General features: G+C 45.9%; 14 protein-coding genes and 3 pseudogenes. 2 read left to right on the top strand and 15 right to left on the bottom strand.

Annotation, left to right across the window (positions count from 1 at the left end; translation table 11 throughout):
* Nucleotides 1–53 precede the first annotated feature (53 nt).
* The 9 genes and pseudogenes from IEY53_RS22770 to IEY53_RS22730 form a co-directional block, all read right to left on the bottom strand.
* Nucleotides 54–488, bottom strand: a complete 435-nt coding sequence (locus tag IEY53_RS22770) for a MarR family winged helix-turn-helix transcriptional regulator (protein WP_189029095.1) — start codon at nucleotides 486–488, stop codon at nucleotides 54–56.
* 3 nt (nucleotides 489–491) lie between these two features.
* Nucleotides 492–1,448, bottom strand: coding sequence for a quinone oxidoreductase family protein (locus IEY53_RS22765; protein WP_189029093.1), 957 nt, complete (start codon nucleotides 1,446–1,448; stop codon nucleotides 492–494).
* A gap of 505 nt (nucleotides 1,449–1,953) precedes the next feature.
* A complete protein-coding gene (locus IEY53_RS22760; RefSeq protein WP_189029091.1) occupies nucleotides 1,954–2,505 on the bottom strand; it encodes a VanZ family protein in 552 nt (183 codons plus the stop codon).
* Between the two features lie 27 nt (nucleotides 2,506–2,532).
* Nucleotides 2,533–3,879, bottom strand: a complete 1,347-nt coding sequence (locus IEY53_RS22755) for a HAMP domain-containing sensor histidine kinase (RefSeq protein WP_189029089.1) — start codon at nucleotides 3,877–3,879, stop codon at nucleotides 2,533–2,535.
* Complete coding sequence (locus IEY53_RS22750) at nucleotides 3,876–4,541, bottom strand: response regulator transcription factor (protein WP_189029087.1); 666 nt, start codon at nucleotides 4,539–4,541, stop codon at nucleotides 3,876–3,878. The genes IEY53_RS22755 and IEY53_RS22750 overlap by 4 nt, the downstream gene beginning before the upstream one ends.
* Before the next feature lie 554 nt (nucleotides 4,542–5,095).
* A pseudogene (locus tag IEY53_RS35230) lies at nucleotides 5,096–5,432 on the bottom strand (hypothetical protein); the annotation flags it as partial.
* Between the two features lie 294 nt (nucleotides 5,433–5,726).
* Nucleotides 5,727–6,155 (bottom strand): annotated as a pseudogene (locus IEY53_RS22740) (pyridoxal-phosphate dependent enzyme); the annotation flags it as partial.
* A gap of 175 nt (nucleotides 6,156–6,330) precedes the next feature.
* Nucleotides 6,331–7,713 (bottom strand): methyl-accepting chemotaxis protein, encoded by a 1,383-nt coding sequence (locus IEY53_RS22735; RefSeq protein WP_189029083.1) that lies wholly within the window; start codon nucleotides 7,711–7,713, stop codon nucleotides 6,331–6,333.
* A 28-nt stretch (nucleotides 7,714–7,741) separates the two neighbouring features.
* Nucleotides 7,742–8,248, bottom strand: coding sequence for a DedA family protein (locus tag IEY53_RS22730; protein WP_189029110.1), 507 nt, complete (start codon nucleotides 8,246–8,248; stop codon nucleotides 7,742–7,744).
* Between the two features lie 229 nt (nucleotides 8,249–8,477).
* Here IEY53_RS22730 and IEY53_RS22725 point away from each other — a divergent pair, with 229 nt between their 5' ends.
* A complete protein-coding gene (locus IEY53_RS22725) occupies nucleotides 8,478–10,469 on the top strand; it encodes a serine hydrolase domain-containing protein (RefSeq protein ID WP_189029081.1) in 1,992 nt (663 codons plus the stop codon).
* A gap of 127 nt (nucleotides 10,470–10,596) precedes the next feature.
* Here the strand turns inward: IEY53_RS22725 and IEY53_RS22720 are convergent, their stop codons facing one another.
* The 6 genes and pseudogenes from IEY53_RS22720 to IEY53_RS22695 all read right to left on the bottom strand — a co-directional run bounded on the left by IEY53_RS22720 (nucleotide 10,597) and on the right by IEY53_RS22695 (nucleotide 16,926).
* Nucleotides 10,597–12,396 carry a helix-turn-helix transcriptional regulator gene (locus IEY53_RS22720; RefSeq protein WP_189029079.1) on the bottom strand — a complete coding sequence of 600 codons (1,800 nt, stop codon included), beginning with the start codon at nucleotides 12,394–12,396 and terminating at the stop codon, nucleotides 10,597–10,599.
* Between the two features lie 101 nt (nucleotides 12,397–12,497).
* On the bottom strand, nucleotides 12,498–13,085 hold the full coding sequence (locus tag IEY53_RS22715; RefSeq protein WP_189029108.1) for a sensor domain-containing protein: 588 nt from the start codon (nucleotides 13,083–13,085) through the stop codon (nucleotides 12,498–12,500).
* 139 nt (nucleotides 13,086–13,224) lie between these two features.
* Nucleotides 13,225–13,752, bottom strand: a pseudogene (locus IEY53_RS22710) (ABC transporter permease); the annotation flags it as partial.
* A 359-nt stretch (nucleotides 13,753–14,111) separates the two neighbouring features.
* A complete protein-coding gene (gene rlmH / locus IEY53_RS22705) occupies nucleotides 14,112–14,591 on the bottom strand; it encodes a 23S rRNA (pseudouridine(1915)-N(3))-methyltransferase RlmH (RefSeq protein WP_189029077.1) in 480 nt (159 codons plus the stop codon).
* 195 nt (nucleotides 14,592–14,786) lie between these two features.
* Nucleotides 14,787–16,199, bottom strand: coding sequence for an alanine/glycine:cation symporter family protein (locus IEY53_RS22700; protein ID WP_189029075.1), 1,413 nt, complete (start codon nucleotides 16,197–16,199; stop codon nucleotides 14,787–14,789).
* A 226-nt stretch (nucleotides 16,200–16,425) separates the two neighbouring features.
* Nucleotides 16,426–16,926: an SRPBCC family protein gene (locus IEY53_RS22695; RefSeq protein ID WP_189029073.1), complete on the bottom strand. Its 501-nt coding sequence runs from the start codon at nucleotides 16,924–16,926 to the stop codon at nucleotides 16,426–16,428.
* Nucleotides 16,927–17,051: 125 nt separating this feature from the next.
* Here IEY53_RS22695 and IEY53_RS22690 point away from each other — a divergent pair, with 125 nt between their 5' ends.
* Nucleotides 17,052–18,122: an SDR family oxidoreductase gene (locus tag IEY53_RS22690; RefSeq protein WP_189029071.1), complete on the top strand. Its 1,071-nt coding sequence runs from the start codon at nucleotides 17,052–17,054 to the stop codon at nucleotides 18,120–18,122.
* The last annotated feature ends 17 nt before the right edge of the window (nucleotides 18,123–18,139 follow it).

Here is an 18,139-nt window from a genome sequence, read left to right as displayed (position 1 = left end):
TAGCAAAACATTAACCGATTTTTCTTTTTCATACTATTAAGTTTGATACAGTACTAGGCGAACCTTTGCAGTGATTCGATTAAACGCCTTAAGTTATTCAATAAGCCGTTTTTTTCCTCCAAAGCCCAATCAGCCATAGCTTCACACATAATGCGCTCACGGGTGAGGCTAATCATTGCATTGATTTCCTCCCCGTATTTCGTCAATTCAGACACACGAATACGGGAATCTGAACTTGATGGATAAGTATGAACCAACCCGGCGGTCTCTAACTTATCGATTTGCCGACTAACGCTCGAATAATTTTTCCCCATCATGGCAGCCAAATCACCAACACTAGTTGGTTGGAGATGCACGATGCCACCGAAGACGCGAAAGGCCGCCGCCTCCAAATTTACGCCAGCATTAGCAATCATTTTCTTATCGCGGTCTGGCCGATTCATAATGGAGACTAAATCGATCAATGCTTTAAAAATCTCATTTTCCATTTTTTATCTCACCTTTACAACTGGACGGGGCGTCAGTGGTGCATTCCAAGCCTCTTCGATCTCTTCTAGAGCAAACTCTTTTGTGGCAATTTTTATCTTCCCCTCGGCAGCCATTTCAAAAACACCTCTAACAGCGGTTAGCAGATCAGCTTTAGAAACACTCTTATCTCCGCTACCTACGAGTTCGATTGTTGATGAGCGTAAAATAGATGAAGGTACATTAATGCTTTCTTGGCCAGATGAAGTTCCAATGCTTACAAAGCGGGTTGCACGATCGGTATTAGTCTTAGCAAGAGCTGACATGATGGCGAATGCACTGTCGCCCCATAGGTAATCCAATATAACATCAACACCTTCAGCAATGACTGGCATTAGGGCGTTTTCAAACATTTTTTGTCCGTTGTCGACTGTCATATCAAATGCAATGGCCTCATCGGCTTCAAGTGCTTGCAGCTTCGATTCGTTGCGTCCCGTTACAAAGATCTTCTTGGCCCCCAGACCCTTAGCAATCTGGACTGCTAAACTACCGGATGCACTAGTAGCGCCATTAATTAATACAGTTTGCCCGGATTTGAAGCCAGCTCGAAATACCAATGCAGCCCATGACGACATAGCTGGGTTGGCGATAGCGGCAGCAGTGAGATCATCAATACCATCTGGTAAACGGACAGCCAGCTTCTCGTTAACAATTGTTTGCTCAGCCAAACTGCCATATGGTGCAGTAGGCAGTGCAAAGTAAACACGAGACCCATCTTCCAAAGTTCCAACACCGTCGATACCGGCTACAATTGGAAAGCTAGCTTCTGATGAGTAGTGCATACCCATTGAACGGAACTTGCTGACTCGACTCAAGGCTGTTGCCGTCACGTTAATTACAACTTGCCCATCTGTCGCAACGGGGGAAGCAATATGACCCATTACGGGAATTGTCCCCTTATCCTTTACGATTGCTGCCTTCATAGTTATTCCACCTTTCTTTCACTCTAGATTACGTGCATATTGCACATAATTTAGGATAACACAAATTACGTGCAATATGCACGCTTTTTTTCGAGCTCATCTCCGGACCCTTCCTTGGTGAAGAAGCCGAGGTCTAGGATTAGCCAAATTCTTGCTTCACCGTTGTTAGTTGACTCTGGTGGGATCCATCCTGTCCGCGCTGCTCGCTCCTGTGCTGATAGAGACATTAAAAATCCCGCCTCTAGAAAGAGACGAGATAAATTCCCGTGATACCACTGTGGCAGACTAAAAACCCATTTATCCAAGCAACTCGGTGAAAAACTTGCGTTACTGATGATACGGTTCACCGCGATGGCTAAAAGGGCAAGTTTAAGGCCATCCCTCAAAGGATGGCCTTTTCTTTGATCTCGCTTTGTTCAACTATCGTACCTTGTTGGCGGCTGCCGTGTAGATCGGAGAGAAACAAGGAAAACTAATTATGCGCACTTCTCATTACAAATGGTATTCAGAATCTCATTTTTATCATGAATAATAAATAGTATATAACTGGTAATCCCACGATAGCAGATAGTACTGTGATTGCAGTTTGTACTTTCTTCTCATTTCGTAATATAAATAGTAAAGACTTATACCCTAAAATACCAATCCATCCACCTAAACAATTTAGAATGATATCATCAATATCTGCTGTCCCTATGCCTAAAAGCCCCTGAATGATTTCAACAAATAAACTCACTATAAATACAAACAACAGATTAATTATGGCTCTCTTATTCTTCTTAAATAATGACAAATATACACCAAGGGGAATAAAAATAAGTATATTGCCAACCACATTACCAAAAGCGAATTTTTTCAAATTAGCAGAGCTGCCGGATATGTATTCACTTATGCTATAAAAAGGAATAAGATTGATTGACCTAACGAAAGTCCTTTGGCTATCAAATAGCCCCAAAATCGAAACTCTCGATAAGAACAATATTTTAATTAACAAAAGTATGTAACAGATAAAAACACCATATAAAAAGACTGTTACTATTCGTTCTCGTTTATTCATAATATCTCCTTTCCTAACTATGATTGATTACATCTTCGGCAAGTTCATCCAAAACAGAACGCCGTCCGGAGTGTTTTCCAAAGCAAAATCAACATTCATGAATTCCAACGTTTTACGGACAATGGCCAGTCCCAAGCCACTTCGTTCGTTTTTCCGGCTCCGCACTTTATCCACGCGATAAAACGGGTCAAACAGCCTCGGTAAAACAGTATCGTCAATTCTCACGCCCATGTTCAATACGCACAGGCGGTATCGGTTAGCGACAGGCTCGCTCCATATCCGAATCTCGCTGCCGTCCGGCGTGTTCTGCACCGCATTCAATATGACGTTTGAAAGCGCCTTTCCCAGCATTTTAGGGTCGGCAAGGCAGAGTTGCCCGTCAGGAATATCCGTAACAATACGCTGACCCTTTGCCTCAGACAATGTATGAAAGTCAGACAGCATGTCGGTGACGGTACGCCTGATGTCCAGTTTTTCAGGAACGGGTACAATTTTCCCGTCGTTCAGATTGACAATCTCCAGTATATCGGAAATCATTTTACCCTGTGCGTCCATCATCTTCATGCATTCGCGCAGGTATTTGGGATGGTCTTTGTAGTCGCCTATATTTTCAAGCATTCCCTCCAGCAAGACGCTTGTAGCCGCGACAGGCGTTTTTAATTCGTGGGAAGCCGCAGAGAAGAAATACCGCTGTGTTTCCTCTACCTCGCGCACCCGCAGGATTTCGTCCTCTAATTGGGAAATAGTTTTTTTTAGCCTATCGTACATAGAATAAACGTCGCGGGCTAATATTCCAAGCTCATCTTTACGCTCCGTTAGGGGCGGGACTTCTTCGAGATTCGCCATCTTGGTTGTATTATCCGCCAAAGTTTTGATTGGTTTCGTCATCTGCCGGGCAAAGATAAACGCGCCTATGACGCAGACGGCAAGCATCGCAGACAACATAACAAGCGTACGATCAATCAAGTTACCGTATTTCAATGAAAAAACGTCGTTGTTGAAGACGTGGAGCATATAGCCATTGCCCAGATAAACCATGAACGATGATGTTTCGCTATCGGCCTTCATGCCGACCAAATTGGTGGAGGTATCAGCGTCAGGTGTCACATAAACGATGTTGCCGCCTGCGCCTGCAATATAGAACTGAAAAGATTGGTTCCTATCATGAAACTGATTCGCTATCTTAGTGATATCAATATTCCCTTGTGACTGGTCAATTAATTGCTTATAAGTGCTGCTGATTCTTTGAAGTTGGAGACCTGAGTAATAGGACATAATCTGCGAAGAAAACAGGGCTGCCGTCGCACCGACCAACAATGCCGAGAAAATTATGGTGTAAATGAATACTTTAATGAATATTCCGCTTCTCTTCATAGCGTTTCTTCCACCAATCGGTAACCTACGCCGCGAGCCGTCTGGATGATATTCTCAGGCATCTTCGCACGTAGGTTTTTGATGTGGGTGTGCACGGTGCTACCGTCGCCGTCAAAATCATAGCCCCACACGCGAGATAAGATGATTTCATGAGATAACGTCCTACCCCTGCCTTGAACCAATAGCATAAGGATTTCAAATTCTTTGAGTGTCAAGGGCAGTTCCACGCCGCCGTAGACTGCTTTGAAATCCTCCGGCAGAAGCGTCAGTTTGCTGTAGCGGATTTCTTTTGCCAACGCGCCGCTTCGCCGGAGCAAGGCTTCCACACGTTTCAACAGAAGCTGAATCCTGAAAGGCTTTGTCACATAATCGTCCGCTTCTGCGTCAAACGCCTTGATTTGGTTTTCGTCATCTGAAAGGGCGGTCATCATCAATACGGGCGTATTATTCAGCTTGCGAAACTCTAGTAAAAGCTCATGGCCGCTCATACCGGGCAGCATGATGTCGAGAATGACAAGCTGGTAAAGATTATTAAAAAACTTTTGATGCGCTTCGTTACCGTCTATGCAGGCATCTACTTTATATCCGGCTTCGCTTAAGAAGGTCTTGACGGTATTACATATATGCTCATCATCCTCGACAAGTAGAATTCGTATGTCCATAAATATCCCTCCTGAAAAAAGATAACATAGTAATCTGTATTTTGACTGTAGATTTAAGATTTTTTCGTATGGAGAGTACTATTCAACGATTTTTTCTAACGTACCCACAAAGAGTTCCCCATATTGCGTTTGCCGTCTTTCCATACATTCAGCGACGACCGGATGTGTACTCTGGCGGTTATATTAACACAAAAAGCACCCGAAAATAATGATTCAGGGGCGCATTTCATACTAATTTGATTTTTACGTCACTACGGTGAATGTTTGGACTTCCGGCCGCTGCCCGTCTTCAGATTTCTTCAATTAACACTACCTGTGGTTGAAATCCGCAGACAGCTTATGCTTACGATGCGAGCTTTCTCTTTATCATCTATTGCGCTGATAAACTTAGCGTCATTTTCGCGAAGGGGCAGTCGTTAGGTATTTCATCGATTCCTTGTGAAGCTGTTGATTTAAAGACATAACGCCATAACTCCTCTTATGAACTTTGTACAGCAATTTCCTGAGTTTTCTTACGGGCATATGCGAGGGAGTTTGCCGTTGGATCATTTCAATCAGTAATTGCGCGCTGTATCGAACCAGCGTCGAGCCATATCTTCCGTTACAGGCTGCCAATCTGGTGATCAGACTGGCTGAGTTGCCAAACGGCTTCACCAAGGTCTTCTCGTTCGGTGGTTTCGATACCTTTGAGCGTATGAAACGCACGGTGAAAGCGGTAATAGCCGCTTCGGCAAAGCTGCAGGCCTGTGCTAAGTTTGCCTGTGCAACGTTGTAAGCTTCGTTAGCCAGCTTGGCCAGACGTTTAGGCCAGGACGAGAAGGGGCGTCTGAACTCGGTCGACCACCACTCAGACTTTCGAAGTTGGCTCACTGAAGCATGGCCGATCCTCGGCGTCCAGAACAGTCGTCGCCCGAGACGACCCGGATCAGACTTCCTCACTTTTCATACTCTTTAATGATTCTTAGTATTTTATTTCTTTGCCTTCTGAGCCTTTGCAACTTTATCAGCAACAGTTTGTGTTTGTGTTTGAATAGCAGCAGTTGCTTCGTCTAATGTTTTCTTCCCGTTTACTACCCTGCCTACCGCACCACCAAGTATCTACTTGCCACGCCTTCAGTGCGAGCTCATCAGAACCCCGATTCATATCACCGCTAAAAAAATATAAGGTGCGGTCAAAGCTGACATCAAACTCTGCGGGCGCGTATCTTCAGCTCCCATGTAAATGACGCATTCCATATTGAACATGGCGCAGGCCGTTGCCGTAGCAACACCGTGCTGTCCGGCACCCGTCTCCGCGATAATCCGTTTGGCACCCATCCGCTTAGCGAGCAGAATCTGGCCAATCGCGTTGTTGATCTTATGCGCTCCGGTATGATTCAGATCCTCGCGCTTTAAGTAAATCTTCGGCCCTCCCCAAGCTTTGGACAGCCGCTCCGTATACGTCAGCGGATTCTCGCGGCCAATATATTCGCGCAAGTAATAGCGAAGCTCTTCCTTAAAGTCTGGATCTTCTCTAAACTTGTAAAATTGCTCACTCAAATAACTCAAAACTTACTGCAATTCCGGCGGGACGAAGCTGCCCCCGAACTCCCCAAAGTACCCTTCTTGCTGCAATTATTGGTCCATACGTATGCCCTCCTTAACTATGAATTGGTAATGTTTGCATACTATATTGCCATGAAAACTAGGCTCTGATGAGTATAAGCCATTCAAAATGCAAGAAAACTATTTTTGCGATAAAGCCATCCTAAGATGCTGCTTGGTCGGTATATTATCCCCGCCACATTTCCTACAAGTTGAACCTCTTAATCGATTCCCTTAATTGTACGGACATTTCAGCTTGTCCCTCCATGGAATCAGTGACTTTATGCATCGCCTCATTCATTTCACCTAAGCTTTCCTTCATTTCACTGGTATAACCTGCAGCCCTAGAAGAGCTCTCGGAGACGCCTACAATGACATCCTCAATATCCGCTACGGCGTAACCCATTAATTCTGTTGAAGTATGTACTTCCTCAGAGAGCGTCAGAATCACTTGTGCATCACGCTGATACTGTTGGCCGGTCTGTATAAGCAGTTTATAATCCGCTTTTACCTCATTGTTCATATAGTCCAATATGTCCTGTGAACTCTTCCCCAGTTTTAGGAATGCATCTTTCACTTGAACGACCATTTCATCAATATGAGATATGGCTTCAGCCGATTCGCTGGACAATTTTTTTACTCTTTCGGCTACAACCTGGAATCCTTTCCCTTGTTGACCGGCTCTCGCTGCCTCAATGGAAGCATTTAAGGCTAAAATGTTGGTCTGTGAAGAAATTTCCTTGATGCTTGCAGAAATAACATAAATCTCATCCACGATGCGTCCAGCCTCAATGGCATTCCGAAGGTTCTGCTGCTTCTCTTCATACGTTCGAATAGCCTTCTCAAGGGAATGAACGGCCTCGACTTCCATTTGCGTCGCTCTTGTCTTTATAGCGCTAGAGGTTTCCAAGGAAGCCTTTACCTTATGTAATAATTCATCATTGGATCTAGTTATTTTAAGAAGGGACAACTTAGCGCGTTGTGTATCATTTAACAAACTTGTCGCGTCTTGTGCAAGAATATGTGACTTTGATTGAATCCTTGCTATACTCGCTGTTGAATTGCGCGTTGCGTCCAGCATTGCTGAACTAGATTGATGTATGCTATTAGATGCGCTATCAATTTCCACCACCAGTTTCTTGATACTAGTTGAGCCTGTATTTAAAGATTTACCTAGCTTACTTATATCATCATTCCCCTTAAAGTGTAGTTCAGAAGACAAATCACCTGCACCAAGCTTATCTGTAAATCTCGCAACCGATTGAAGTCTCCTTAGGACTAGCCGATCATACATGAAAACAACAATGAGTACCGATATCAGTGTGCTAAAAACAGAAGAAACATATAAGCCAATATTCCCTTCCATAAACTCCTTTTGGATTCCTGCTTTGGCGATAACCTCCTTACCCGTATCCAAGATGAAGTTCACGAACTTACCAATGTTCGTACCGAGAATTTGAACGAGCACGATGGGGAAAATTAGCTTAAATTTAATAGATTCAAGTGTCCATTTGTTTAGGGTGTCTATGATTTTCATACGTTTCTCCTCAGTAAAAAAATGTTCATCTAAAAGGTTCGTTTTCAACACATGTAATGATAGTCCCTCTCCTTTATCTTCATTTGATGGAAATCGGAAAATCGAACGATGCTCCAAGGAAATACCCGATTGAAAGAAACACTGCACACCAGACCAAGGCTCCCATGACCGAGTAGAATAAGTACTTCCTGAGGCTCATTGCGCTCATCCCTGCTAGATAACATGTTAGGTGGCGGAGTCCCGGAATAAAGTAGCCTATACATATTGCCCAGGGGCCATAATGGTCGAACCAACTCGTTGTTTTTTCCAATTTTTTTGTCGTGAACCTAATCCATTTTCCATATTTCCAAAGTAGCGGCTTGCCGAATTTCCGCCCAAGGGCGTAACTGCATAGCATTCCAGTTATGGCCCCGAAGACGCTAATCGAAAGAGATAGCGGGAAATAAAGCAGCCCAATTGAAGAAAGATAACCGACAGTCGCCATTAGGATTTCATCAGGCACAGGCAAACCGATAATACCAAGTGCCAAACAGAAGAAAATGGAGATGTACCCGTGTTCTATAATGATGTCCTGTAATAAGGCGATGATGATCACGCTCCGTCTCTAATGGTTCTAGGCAAAGAAATGGTTATTTGACCGTTTTTGAGAATCTTAATTCTTTTGTGGTCATAAATCCTAGTGCCTAAATGTCATATGACACTTTGAGGTGTCTTGGCATGATGGATGACAAAATGAAACTTGTTGATATGACAAGTCCTTTGCCATACTCGGTTTAGCCGTCATGAGGCAAATACATTTTGAGGAGAGACCATTTATGAACAAAAAGATTCGCACCATCGCGGTTCTGCTATTATCCGCTACGGCAACGACCGCATGTATGCCAGCTAGCGGCCCGACAGCTGCCGCAACAATTGCCACACCTATTGTATCTGTAAAATCTAGCTTGGAGGGACCCCGCGATGCCAAGGAGGTAGAAGCATTTGCAGATAGCGTTTTTGCGGATGTGATGATGAAGTATAACACAGTCGGTTCTAATTTTGCGGTCGTGGGCGATGGGAAAGTGTTACTAAGCAAAGGTTACGGTTATGCCGACAAAGAAAAGAAGATTCCCGTTGATAAAGACACTGTTTTCCAGATCGGCTCTGTTACCAAGCAATTCACGGCCTTGGCTGCTATGCAGATGGTCGATAAGGGGAAAATCGATTTACGAGGCGACATTCAAAAGTACTTAGGAGGAGTGAAGATTCCGAATAAAACGGGGAAAAAACTGACCATGTATGATCTGCTTACCTATACAAGCGGATTTGAATCTCCCGACATCGCTTCGTATTATTCAACGGAATATGTTAATAAAAACTATCCAATAAAGGATTTTGTCAAATCACATATGTCAGCGGTTGTAAGGCCTCCGGGAGAAGCATACGTTTATGACAATCTTGGGTTTTTGCTAGCGGGGTATGCGGTAGAGAACGCCTCGGGAATGCCCTATTCGAAGTATATGGAGAAAAACATTTTCAACCCGTTAGGCATGACCTCAACGAATGTGCGGATTACGCCTGAACTATTAGGCAGAATGGCTGCTCACTATGGACCGAAGGGTGAAAAGATCCCCATGGATGGAACTATGCCTACAGAAAAACCTGAAGGTGGTATCATCTCAACAGCAGATGACATGGCGAAGTATCTCTTAATGCATCTGAACAAAGGAAAGTATGATGGCAAAGAAATTGTGAGCCAAAAAAGCATAGAGCAAATGCACACATACCAGTTTTTTGCTGATAAAACGATTCCTATTACAACAATCGGGTTCGAAGGCTACTTCCCTGAGAAGATGAATGGTCAACATGTGATTCTAAAAGGAGGGAATGTTACAGGGCATTCATCCCTGATTGTTATTCTGCCTGAGAAAAATACAGCCTTTTATCTGTCCAACAATGACGACAACGCCCAGTTTAGCATTGACGTGTATGAATCGTTTATGAATCACTATTATCCAAGAAAGACAGAAGTTTCAAAGCCAACCTATTCGGCAATCAGCGAGCAGCAAGCCAAAGCGTATGTCGGATTATATAAAAACATTCGTATGGATGCTTTGAGGAATAAGGTTTCTTATTCGAACGGGAACTTAGTTTGGGAAGCAGCTTCAGGCAAGCATACACTGAAAATGATCCACCCTTTATTGTTCGAAGATGAATCAGGTACTAAAGTGACGTTTAAGAAAAACGCAGCTGGCCAGATTGCATATATGTATTCTACGAATCTACCAGACTTAGCTTCATTTTCAGAAAAAGTTAACCTTGATTCACCATTCTCTGATGTACCTGCGAATAGTAAGTATAAACCATATATTAACGATCTCAACGCTTTGAAAGTCATGAGCGGGAAGTCTTCCCATATCTTTGATCCAAAAGGAACGATGACTCAAGCTGAATTCTCAGAAGTGCTACTTCGCGCCCAGGGGTGGCATAAAATGCCTTTCTTGCTTGCAGCCAATAAGCAGCAGATGAAAGCCGGACTGCCTAATTTTCAGCCTAATTCTCCGATCACTAGACAAGTGGCGGCGGTAATGATCCAAAACCTGAGACAGGTAGAGCCTAGCACGAAGGTTAAACTGAGTGGCAAAACGGATGCATGGGCAGTTGAAGCCATTAAAGCGCTTATTTCCCAAGGGATCATGGACCCGGATACTAAGGTTAATTCTGATGGCTCCGTGAACTTCCGTTCAAAAGAACTTTTGAAACGTCAAGAAGCTAGTGCCTTATTGGATCAAGCATTTAATTACTATATTTTACCCATCAGTCACTAATTGATCCGATTCATGAACACTAGCCCAATTGAAGGGCTTATACAGTAAAAAACAAGCGGCTGCCTATGCTGCCGCTTGTTTTTAGTTATTGCCGTGTCCAACGGCATTCTATACCGAGCGATAAGGATTATTCCAGCAGCCCGGCCTCTAGTGCTTTTTGCACCGCATCTTCCCGGTTGCGAACCCCCAACTTCATGTAGGCCGATGATGCATAGTTTCTAACCGTACCATCGGATAAATACAATTTGGAGGCAATCGTTTTATATCGTAGACCTTTCGACACGAACTTCAGTACCTCAATCTCCCGTAGCGTTAAATCATAGGCGGCTCCCATTTGGGTTGGTGACGTATCGTCCCCGGTCTTATCCGCCTCCAGCTGTGCGAACAATTTGTGTGACATTTCTTGATTGATCAAGGTGCCTCCACGATAAACCGTGCGTATCGTCTCAGCAAGTTCTGCCGGCTTGATGGATTTTAATAAATATCCGTCAGCTCCGCTTCGCAACACTTCCAGAGCCTGCCTAGTATCTTCGAACGTGGTAAGAATCAGAATGCGTATCTGGGGCCACATTTGCTTCATGGTACGAGATGCGGTGATCCCATCCATGTTCGGCATGTCCAAATCCATAAGGACCAGTTGAGGTTGAACCTGCTTGCAGAGCGCAATGGCTTGTTCACCATCTTCTGCCGTCCCTACCACTTGCAAATCTCGCTGCTCCTCCAGAAGAGTCCGCAAGCTTTCACGGATGAAGGGTTGGTCATCGACGACTACCAGGCGGATGACTTCATCCTTAAGCTCCGTTTGCCGTGGCAAGGTGCAGGTAACGAGGGTGCCTTCGCCCAATTGGGTATAGACGGCGACATGACCTTGCAAATTCAACGCTCGCTCTTTCATGGCGTTTAAGCCGAAGCCATCCTGCACTTGTTCCATCCCGCGACCATTATCTTGAATTTCGAGCCTCGTCTGCTGAGGCTCATATTTCATTGATACGGTAATCTCTGTCGCATGTCCATGACGTACAGCATTCGTGAGCGATTCCTGTAAGCAGCGATACAGTGCTATCTTAGCTTGCTTCGTTACTGGATGTTCCTCACCAAAGGTCTGAAAACGAACGGATACCTTCGCATGCTCCTGAAACTCCTCGGCCAGTTTCCGCAAATACTGAATCAGCGGGAGCGCCTCCTGCGGAGATTCAATCTGATGCACATATCCTCTTACTTCCTCCATATTTTGACGGGCTAGGTTCAACATGGAATCTAGCCGTTCCATTCCTGTCTCGGTCGCTAGTTCAGGCCGCAAGGTTTCCAATCCCATAATGAGGGCAGTGTAAGCATGACCGACGGTATCATGGAGTTCTTTGGAGAGCCGGCTTCGTTCCTCAGCCAAAGTGATACGCTCGACTTGCGATAAGTACTGTTCCAACACCCCATTTTGCTCCCGGATAATCTCGCTTTGACGATGATTAACCATCAATAAATGAAAAGAGAACCCTATCACATACGCCAATCCAACGTGAATGGTCATGAGCCAGAAATCACTCTGCTCTGTAAGCAATTTAATTATAGCGGGTACGAATAAAACGGATATAGTCCCTGACCAGAGATAAGCCCTTTGAGCGCTGTTAGCGGCGATAAAAAATGCATACACCAGGAACGTGAGGTAGGCTTCCGGAAAGTATGAAGCTAAATACAAGCACAATCCGCCCGAGATCACGATCTCTGTCAGCAAGTAGTATTTATAATTGAGCTGCAAGCACAGCCAAGGAACAGAAAAAGCGATAATCTGCCAAAACACAAGAACCCACAGCGGCAACGTGAAATAAGCTGCTCGCTCAACGGTAGTGAGCAGGAGCGATGTGCTGCAAATCAATCGGATCATGAACATGAGCCAGTCATACCAGAACCACTGCTTCAACATATCGAACATAACGAATCAACCCCTCATAACGATCAGTATGACATTACTTAACTATTATAGAGTACACCACCCACCCAACGATACTTTCTAGTCAAATCGAGGCAAGTCTTCTAGCGGTTCACGCTATTCATCATAAGACGGGTGTAATGGCCCAGCATTCGTGTCAAGCGACTTGCAAGCCTACTGCTAACCATCATGAGTGCAACGCCTACGGCCGATACCAGCGCAGATTTGACAAAATTGTCTATTGGCACATCCATAAAGGAAATGTTAATAAACGGAAACAGGTGCGGAATGACAATCACCACGAGTGGAAGTACATAAAGCATAACCGCCACGATAAGACTTGCAACCCCTATCGGAAACTTCAGCATCAACCAGCCGATAGCTATCCAGTTGCGCCGGTTCAGCATTTCCCTCCTTGCTTGGAGCCAGAAGGAGGCATCGGTGTACATGGGTTTAACGCATGGTGCTGTGGTAACATCCGTATAGATCTTGGTCTGTATGCGTTCAAATTGTAGAAAGGCGGACGTCGTTCGCAGAACATGAGTAATCAGAGGAATGCCTACGACGGTAAACGAAAGACTGAATCCTAGCGTAAGCGCGACAAGATAAAAGCAAAAGTAGAACACCCCGGTAGCGAAAGTGAATAACAGGAAATACACATTTTGAATACAGCTGACGATGGTTCTTGTCATCAAAGAGCCCACATCCTTTGCAAGTAGTCATGATAGTCTACGGCTCTCGATGTCATACCCGCCAGTAGCATAATGTCATATGACACACTCACCAAAACAAAGCAGGCCCTGACTTCAACCAAGTCAGGGCCGATGGCTATCATATATTCTCTTGCTTTAATGCATCGATAATGGTTTCCTTTTTTACTCTCGCGCCGGAATATAGCATGGCGGAGCCGACAATGATAAATACAGCGACAATGACAGACAGAATGCTCATCCATGGGAGGGTGAACCCGTAGCTGAATTTGTTCGAAAAAGCCCTATAGATCAGATACATCACGACGAAACTGACGGGAAGCCCGAACAGCAGCGACTTGACCCCATAAAAAATACTTTCATAGTTCATCATTTTCGTAAAGCCTTTTGGCGTCATGCCGACGGATTTCAGCATCGCGAATTCTCGTTTGCGAAGGGATAAGCCCGTCGAGATTGTATTAAAAATATTCGCAATGGAAATCGCCGAAATCAATACGATAAATCCATAAGAGAAGACGGACATCAATAGAATTTGTTGTTCTTCGCTTTTTCTGGATTGATAGACATTGTAGACATTCAGGTTGATCTCATGCATCTCTTCAATTCCCTGCTGCGTTCGCAGCGGCTCCGTGCTTTTCAAATGAAGGAACTTCTAGGGGAGTCCTATTTTACAACCACGAAATAATTATAGAGAAAGTCTTGAAACCTCGATAAGGGCAACCCCTCCCCGCGGTCCATAATAGGTTTGGGGGATCTCTTAATGGTTCAGTCTAACTTCCATAATGCGAAATCGAAAGGCAAGATGGACAGTCTGAATGCCTTCCCTCGCGAAATGAAAAATCTTGCTACACCCTTCCACAAATAGTCCAAAAAGGGGCTTTTCCTTTCGACGGAAAAGTCCCTAAACTGAATCATAAACTCAAAGCTGCTATTTGACTTTAAGCTTCTTGCACAAGACAACCCAACTTTCTGCGCCCCGTGAGCGGTCAAGTCCAAAACTTTTCGCCGTCACTTATGATACGGTTCACCGCGATTTATCTTCACCGCGCGATAAATCTGCTCGGTGAGGACCAGGCGCATGAGCTGGTGGGGCAGCGTCATGCGCCCGAAGCTCATGCGCTGCTGCGCGCGGCGCATGACCTCATCGGAGAGCCCGTGGCTTCCTCCGATGATGAAGACGACATGGCTCGTCCCGTAGGTGCCGAGCTTGTCCAGTTCTGCGGCAAGCTCTTCCGAGCTCCAGAGCTTGCCGTTAATCGCGAGCGCAATGACATGCGCTTCGCTCTTCACATGCGCGAGGATGCGTTCACCCTCGCGCGCTTTCAACTGCACGACTTCTGCTTCGCTCAGAGAGTCGGGTGCCTTCTCATCCGCCACCTCAATCATCTGAAATTTGAGGTAAGGCGTGAGCCGTTTGGTATATTCTGCAATGCCGAGCGTCAAATATTTTTCCTTTAGTTTGCCTACGCTGATGATCTGAATGAACATAAACCCTCCATATATTGCTATGTCATGAATAACAACGCTGCCTTTAATCCGCTTTCTCTGCTCTACCATAATCTATTCTGGTCAGAGGAGACGTTATCCTTGTTCGGCGTTTAGATTAGCAGCCTCGCCGTCCTGCTAAACAACGTAAGAGAAAAAGGGCTCCGCTAACAGAGCCCTCGGATACACCCTATGCTTTTAACGCTTAACGTCCGCACCCTTCTCCCAGCACTCCACATGTTCCAGTCCCGGAATACTGTCTTTATAGAAGACAGGGTCTACACCCGCCCGCTTCTGCTGCTTATAGTCCCGCAAGGCGGCAAAAGCTACCCGGGACAGCAGGAAGATCGCGATTAAGTTGACCACGACCATCAGGCCCATGAACAAGTCGGCCAAATCCCAGACCAGCTGCACCTTGGCAACCGAACCGAATACGATCATGCCCAGCACGCTGAATCTGTATAAGACGAGAGTAGATTTTTTAGAGTTCAGGAATTCGATATTGGTCTCACCGTAATAATAGTTGCCGATCAGTGTACTGAAAGCGAACAAGAAGACCATGACCGCCAAGGAGCCGGATGCCCATGAACCTATGTGATCGCTCAAGGCCGCCTGGGTTAGCCCGATTCCATCCAGCCCCGGCTGCTTATACGCATCGGAGAGCAGGATAATGAACGCAGTGCTTGAACAAATCAGCAGGGTATCTGTGAGGACGCCCAGGGCCTGCATCAAACCTTGCTTCACCGGATGACTGGTAGTGGCTGTGGCCGCAGCATTCGGTGCACTCCCCATCCCCGCTTCATTCGAGAACAACCCGCGTTTGATCCCCTGCAGAATCACTGCGCCCAGCGTACCGCCCGCAAACTGCTCGAATCCGAAGGCACCCTTCACAATTAGCGCCAATACCTCCGGCATCTTATTGATGTTAATCAATACAATGCACAGGGACACCCCGATGTATACCACCGCCATGAAAACTACGATATATTCGGACATTTTGGCAATACGCTTAATCCCGCCGAAAATAATCACGGCAAACCCCGCAGCCATAATCAGCCCAAGAACCACCCGGTTCGTGCCGAACGAATTCTCAAAAGCTACGGTAATCGTATTGGACTGAACGGCATTGAAGACGAGGCCAAAAGACAACGTAATCAGAATAGCGAATAAAGCGCCCATCCAACGTTTGTTCAGACCTTGTTCCATATAATAGGCAGGTCCGCCCCGGAATCCGGTCTTGTCCTTCACTTTGTAGACCTGGGCAAGTGTGCTCTCAATAAAGCTGGAGGCTGACCCGATAATGGCAATCACCCACATCCAGAATACCGCGCCCGGACCGCCTAAGGAAATGGCAATCGCGATCCCCGTAATATTCCCTGTACCCACCCGCGCTGCCATACTGATGCAGAACGCCTGAAAGGAGGTGATACTGTCTTTGGACTTCACGTTGGAATCTTTGAGAACCACGAACATTTCTTTGAGCATTCCTAATTGTACAAACTTCGATTTCACGGTAAAATACAGACCACATGAAATAAGCAGTATAATCAGAATCTTCGACCATAAAAAATCATTGGTGATGCCAATCGTACTCTCCACAAATTGTTGCATATGAAACCGCCTCTCTAACGCTATGCCGATACCAGCTGTATGCATTGTCTACTATAACATTTTCAAATATAACAGCCATTATTTCAAATGCCAATAAAAAAACAGTACCATATATATGAAATAAGCTGGATGGTGATGAATTACGGTCCAGTCTAATCCTTGGGTTCTCACGCCAAACAGGGCATCCGCGGCCATCAGACGGCTCACCGAATGCCCTATTTTATAATCATTTAAACTTGAGCCCCTGCTTGATGTTGCTGAGTAGCTCAGTGTACCGCGGATACCACACCTTCCATTCCTGCCCGCGATCCTCCAGCGTCCGTCCATCCAACAAACCATGAATGATCTCCAGGCATACATGCCATCCGGCCAGATCCTTTGGCGTATGATCCGTAATCCGCTGCAGCTTCTCGACCAAGATCAAGCGGCTGCCATCTGATTCCGGATAGAGTTCAAAGCGCACAAGGTCTTCGCCCCATGTGTATTCCAGTATGGAAGGCGTCTTCAGCGCGGTAATTTCCATTTCTTCAAACGTGCCGTCCTGCATATCAAACTTTATGACGCCTCCTTCCCGGAGGTCTTCCACCTTTAACTCGGAGAACCACAATGCCAGCTTGTCATTCTCCGTCAAAAAAGACCAGACCTTCTCCACAGCATGCTGTACACGCAGCTCGAAACGGGCCTCATACCCGCTCTGCACGGATTGCAGCTCAGCTAATAACACCATGTTATACCTCCTCCTTAAGTTCATCTTTAGTTACTTTCAAGTACCTATGGGAGTTCAAAGTGCGTACTGTTCAACTTCCCTCTTCTCTAGCACAATAGGGTCAGAAGAGGAGATGAGCATTCACTATGAAACCTAACTCAGTCCCATCCAATAAAACCGCTCTTGTTATAGGAGCCAACGGCGTAATCGGAGGGAACCTGATCGATTATCTGCTGACGCTGCCGGAATGGAATATCATTGGAGTGTCCCGGCGCGGGGGGCAAAACTCGCCCCGGCTCCGGTATATCTCGGCCGATTTGCTGAATGAAGAGGATACCCGCGAGAAGCTGGGCAGCCTGGATGAAATCACCCACATTTTCTATGCGGCCTATCAAGACCGGCCTACCTGGGCCGAGCTGGTTGCTCCCAACCTGGCCATGCTCGTTAATGTGGTAAATGCTGTTGAACCGGCAGCCCCGAATCTGCAGCATATCAGTCTTATGCAAGGTTACAAGGTGTATGGTGCACATCTTGGTCCCTTCAAGACGCCTGCGCGGGAAACGGATGCCTATCATATGCCGCCCGAATTCAACATCGATCAACAGCAGTTTCTTGAACGCCGGCAGCCTGGCAAACGCTGGACCTGGTCGGCCCTTCGTCCATCGGTTGTCTGCGGGTTTGCACTCGGCAATCCGATGAACCTGGCCATGGTGATTGCAGTGTATGCTTCCATTTCCAAGGAGCTTGGCTTGCCGCTCCGCTTTCCCGGGAAACCGGGTGCTTATCACAGCCTGCTGGAAATGACAGATAGCGGCTTGCTGGCCCGTGCGACGGTCTGGGCAGCTACCGATCCCGGCTGCGCCAATCAGGCTTTTAATATCACGAACGGTGACCTTTTTCGCTGGAATGAGCTTTGGCCAAGAATCGCCGCCTTCTTCAAGCTGGAGACCGCCCCTCCGTTGCCGATGTCCCTGGAGACCGTCATGGCTGACAAGGAAACGCTGTGGGATACCATGGTAGAGAAATATGGCTTGATGAATAACAGCTATAAGGACGTCTCTTCCTGGCCGTTCGGGGACTTTGTCTTTTCATGGGATTATGACTTTTTTGCCGACGGTTCCAAAGCGCGCCGTTTCGGGTTCCATGACTTCATCGATACAGAGAAAATGTTCATGGATATATTTGAAGACTTCCGCAAGCGTAAGGTCATTCCATAATCAAAGGAAGCCACCAA

The organism is Paenibacillus albidus (genome assembly GCF_014644435.1).
GTDB classification, from domain to species: Bacteria; Bacillota; Bacilli; order Paenibacillales; family Paenibacillaceae; genus Paenibacillus_AQ; species Paenibacillus_AQ albidus.
This window is presented reverse-complemented; position numbering and strand designations above follow the sequence as displayed.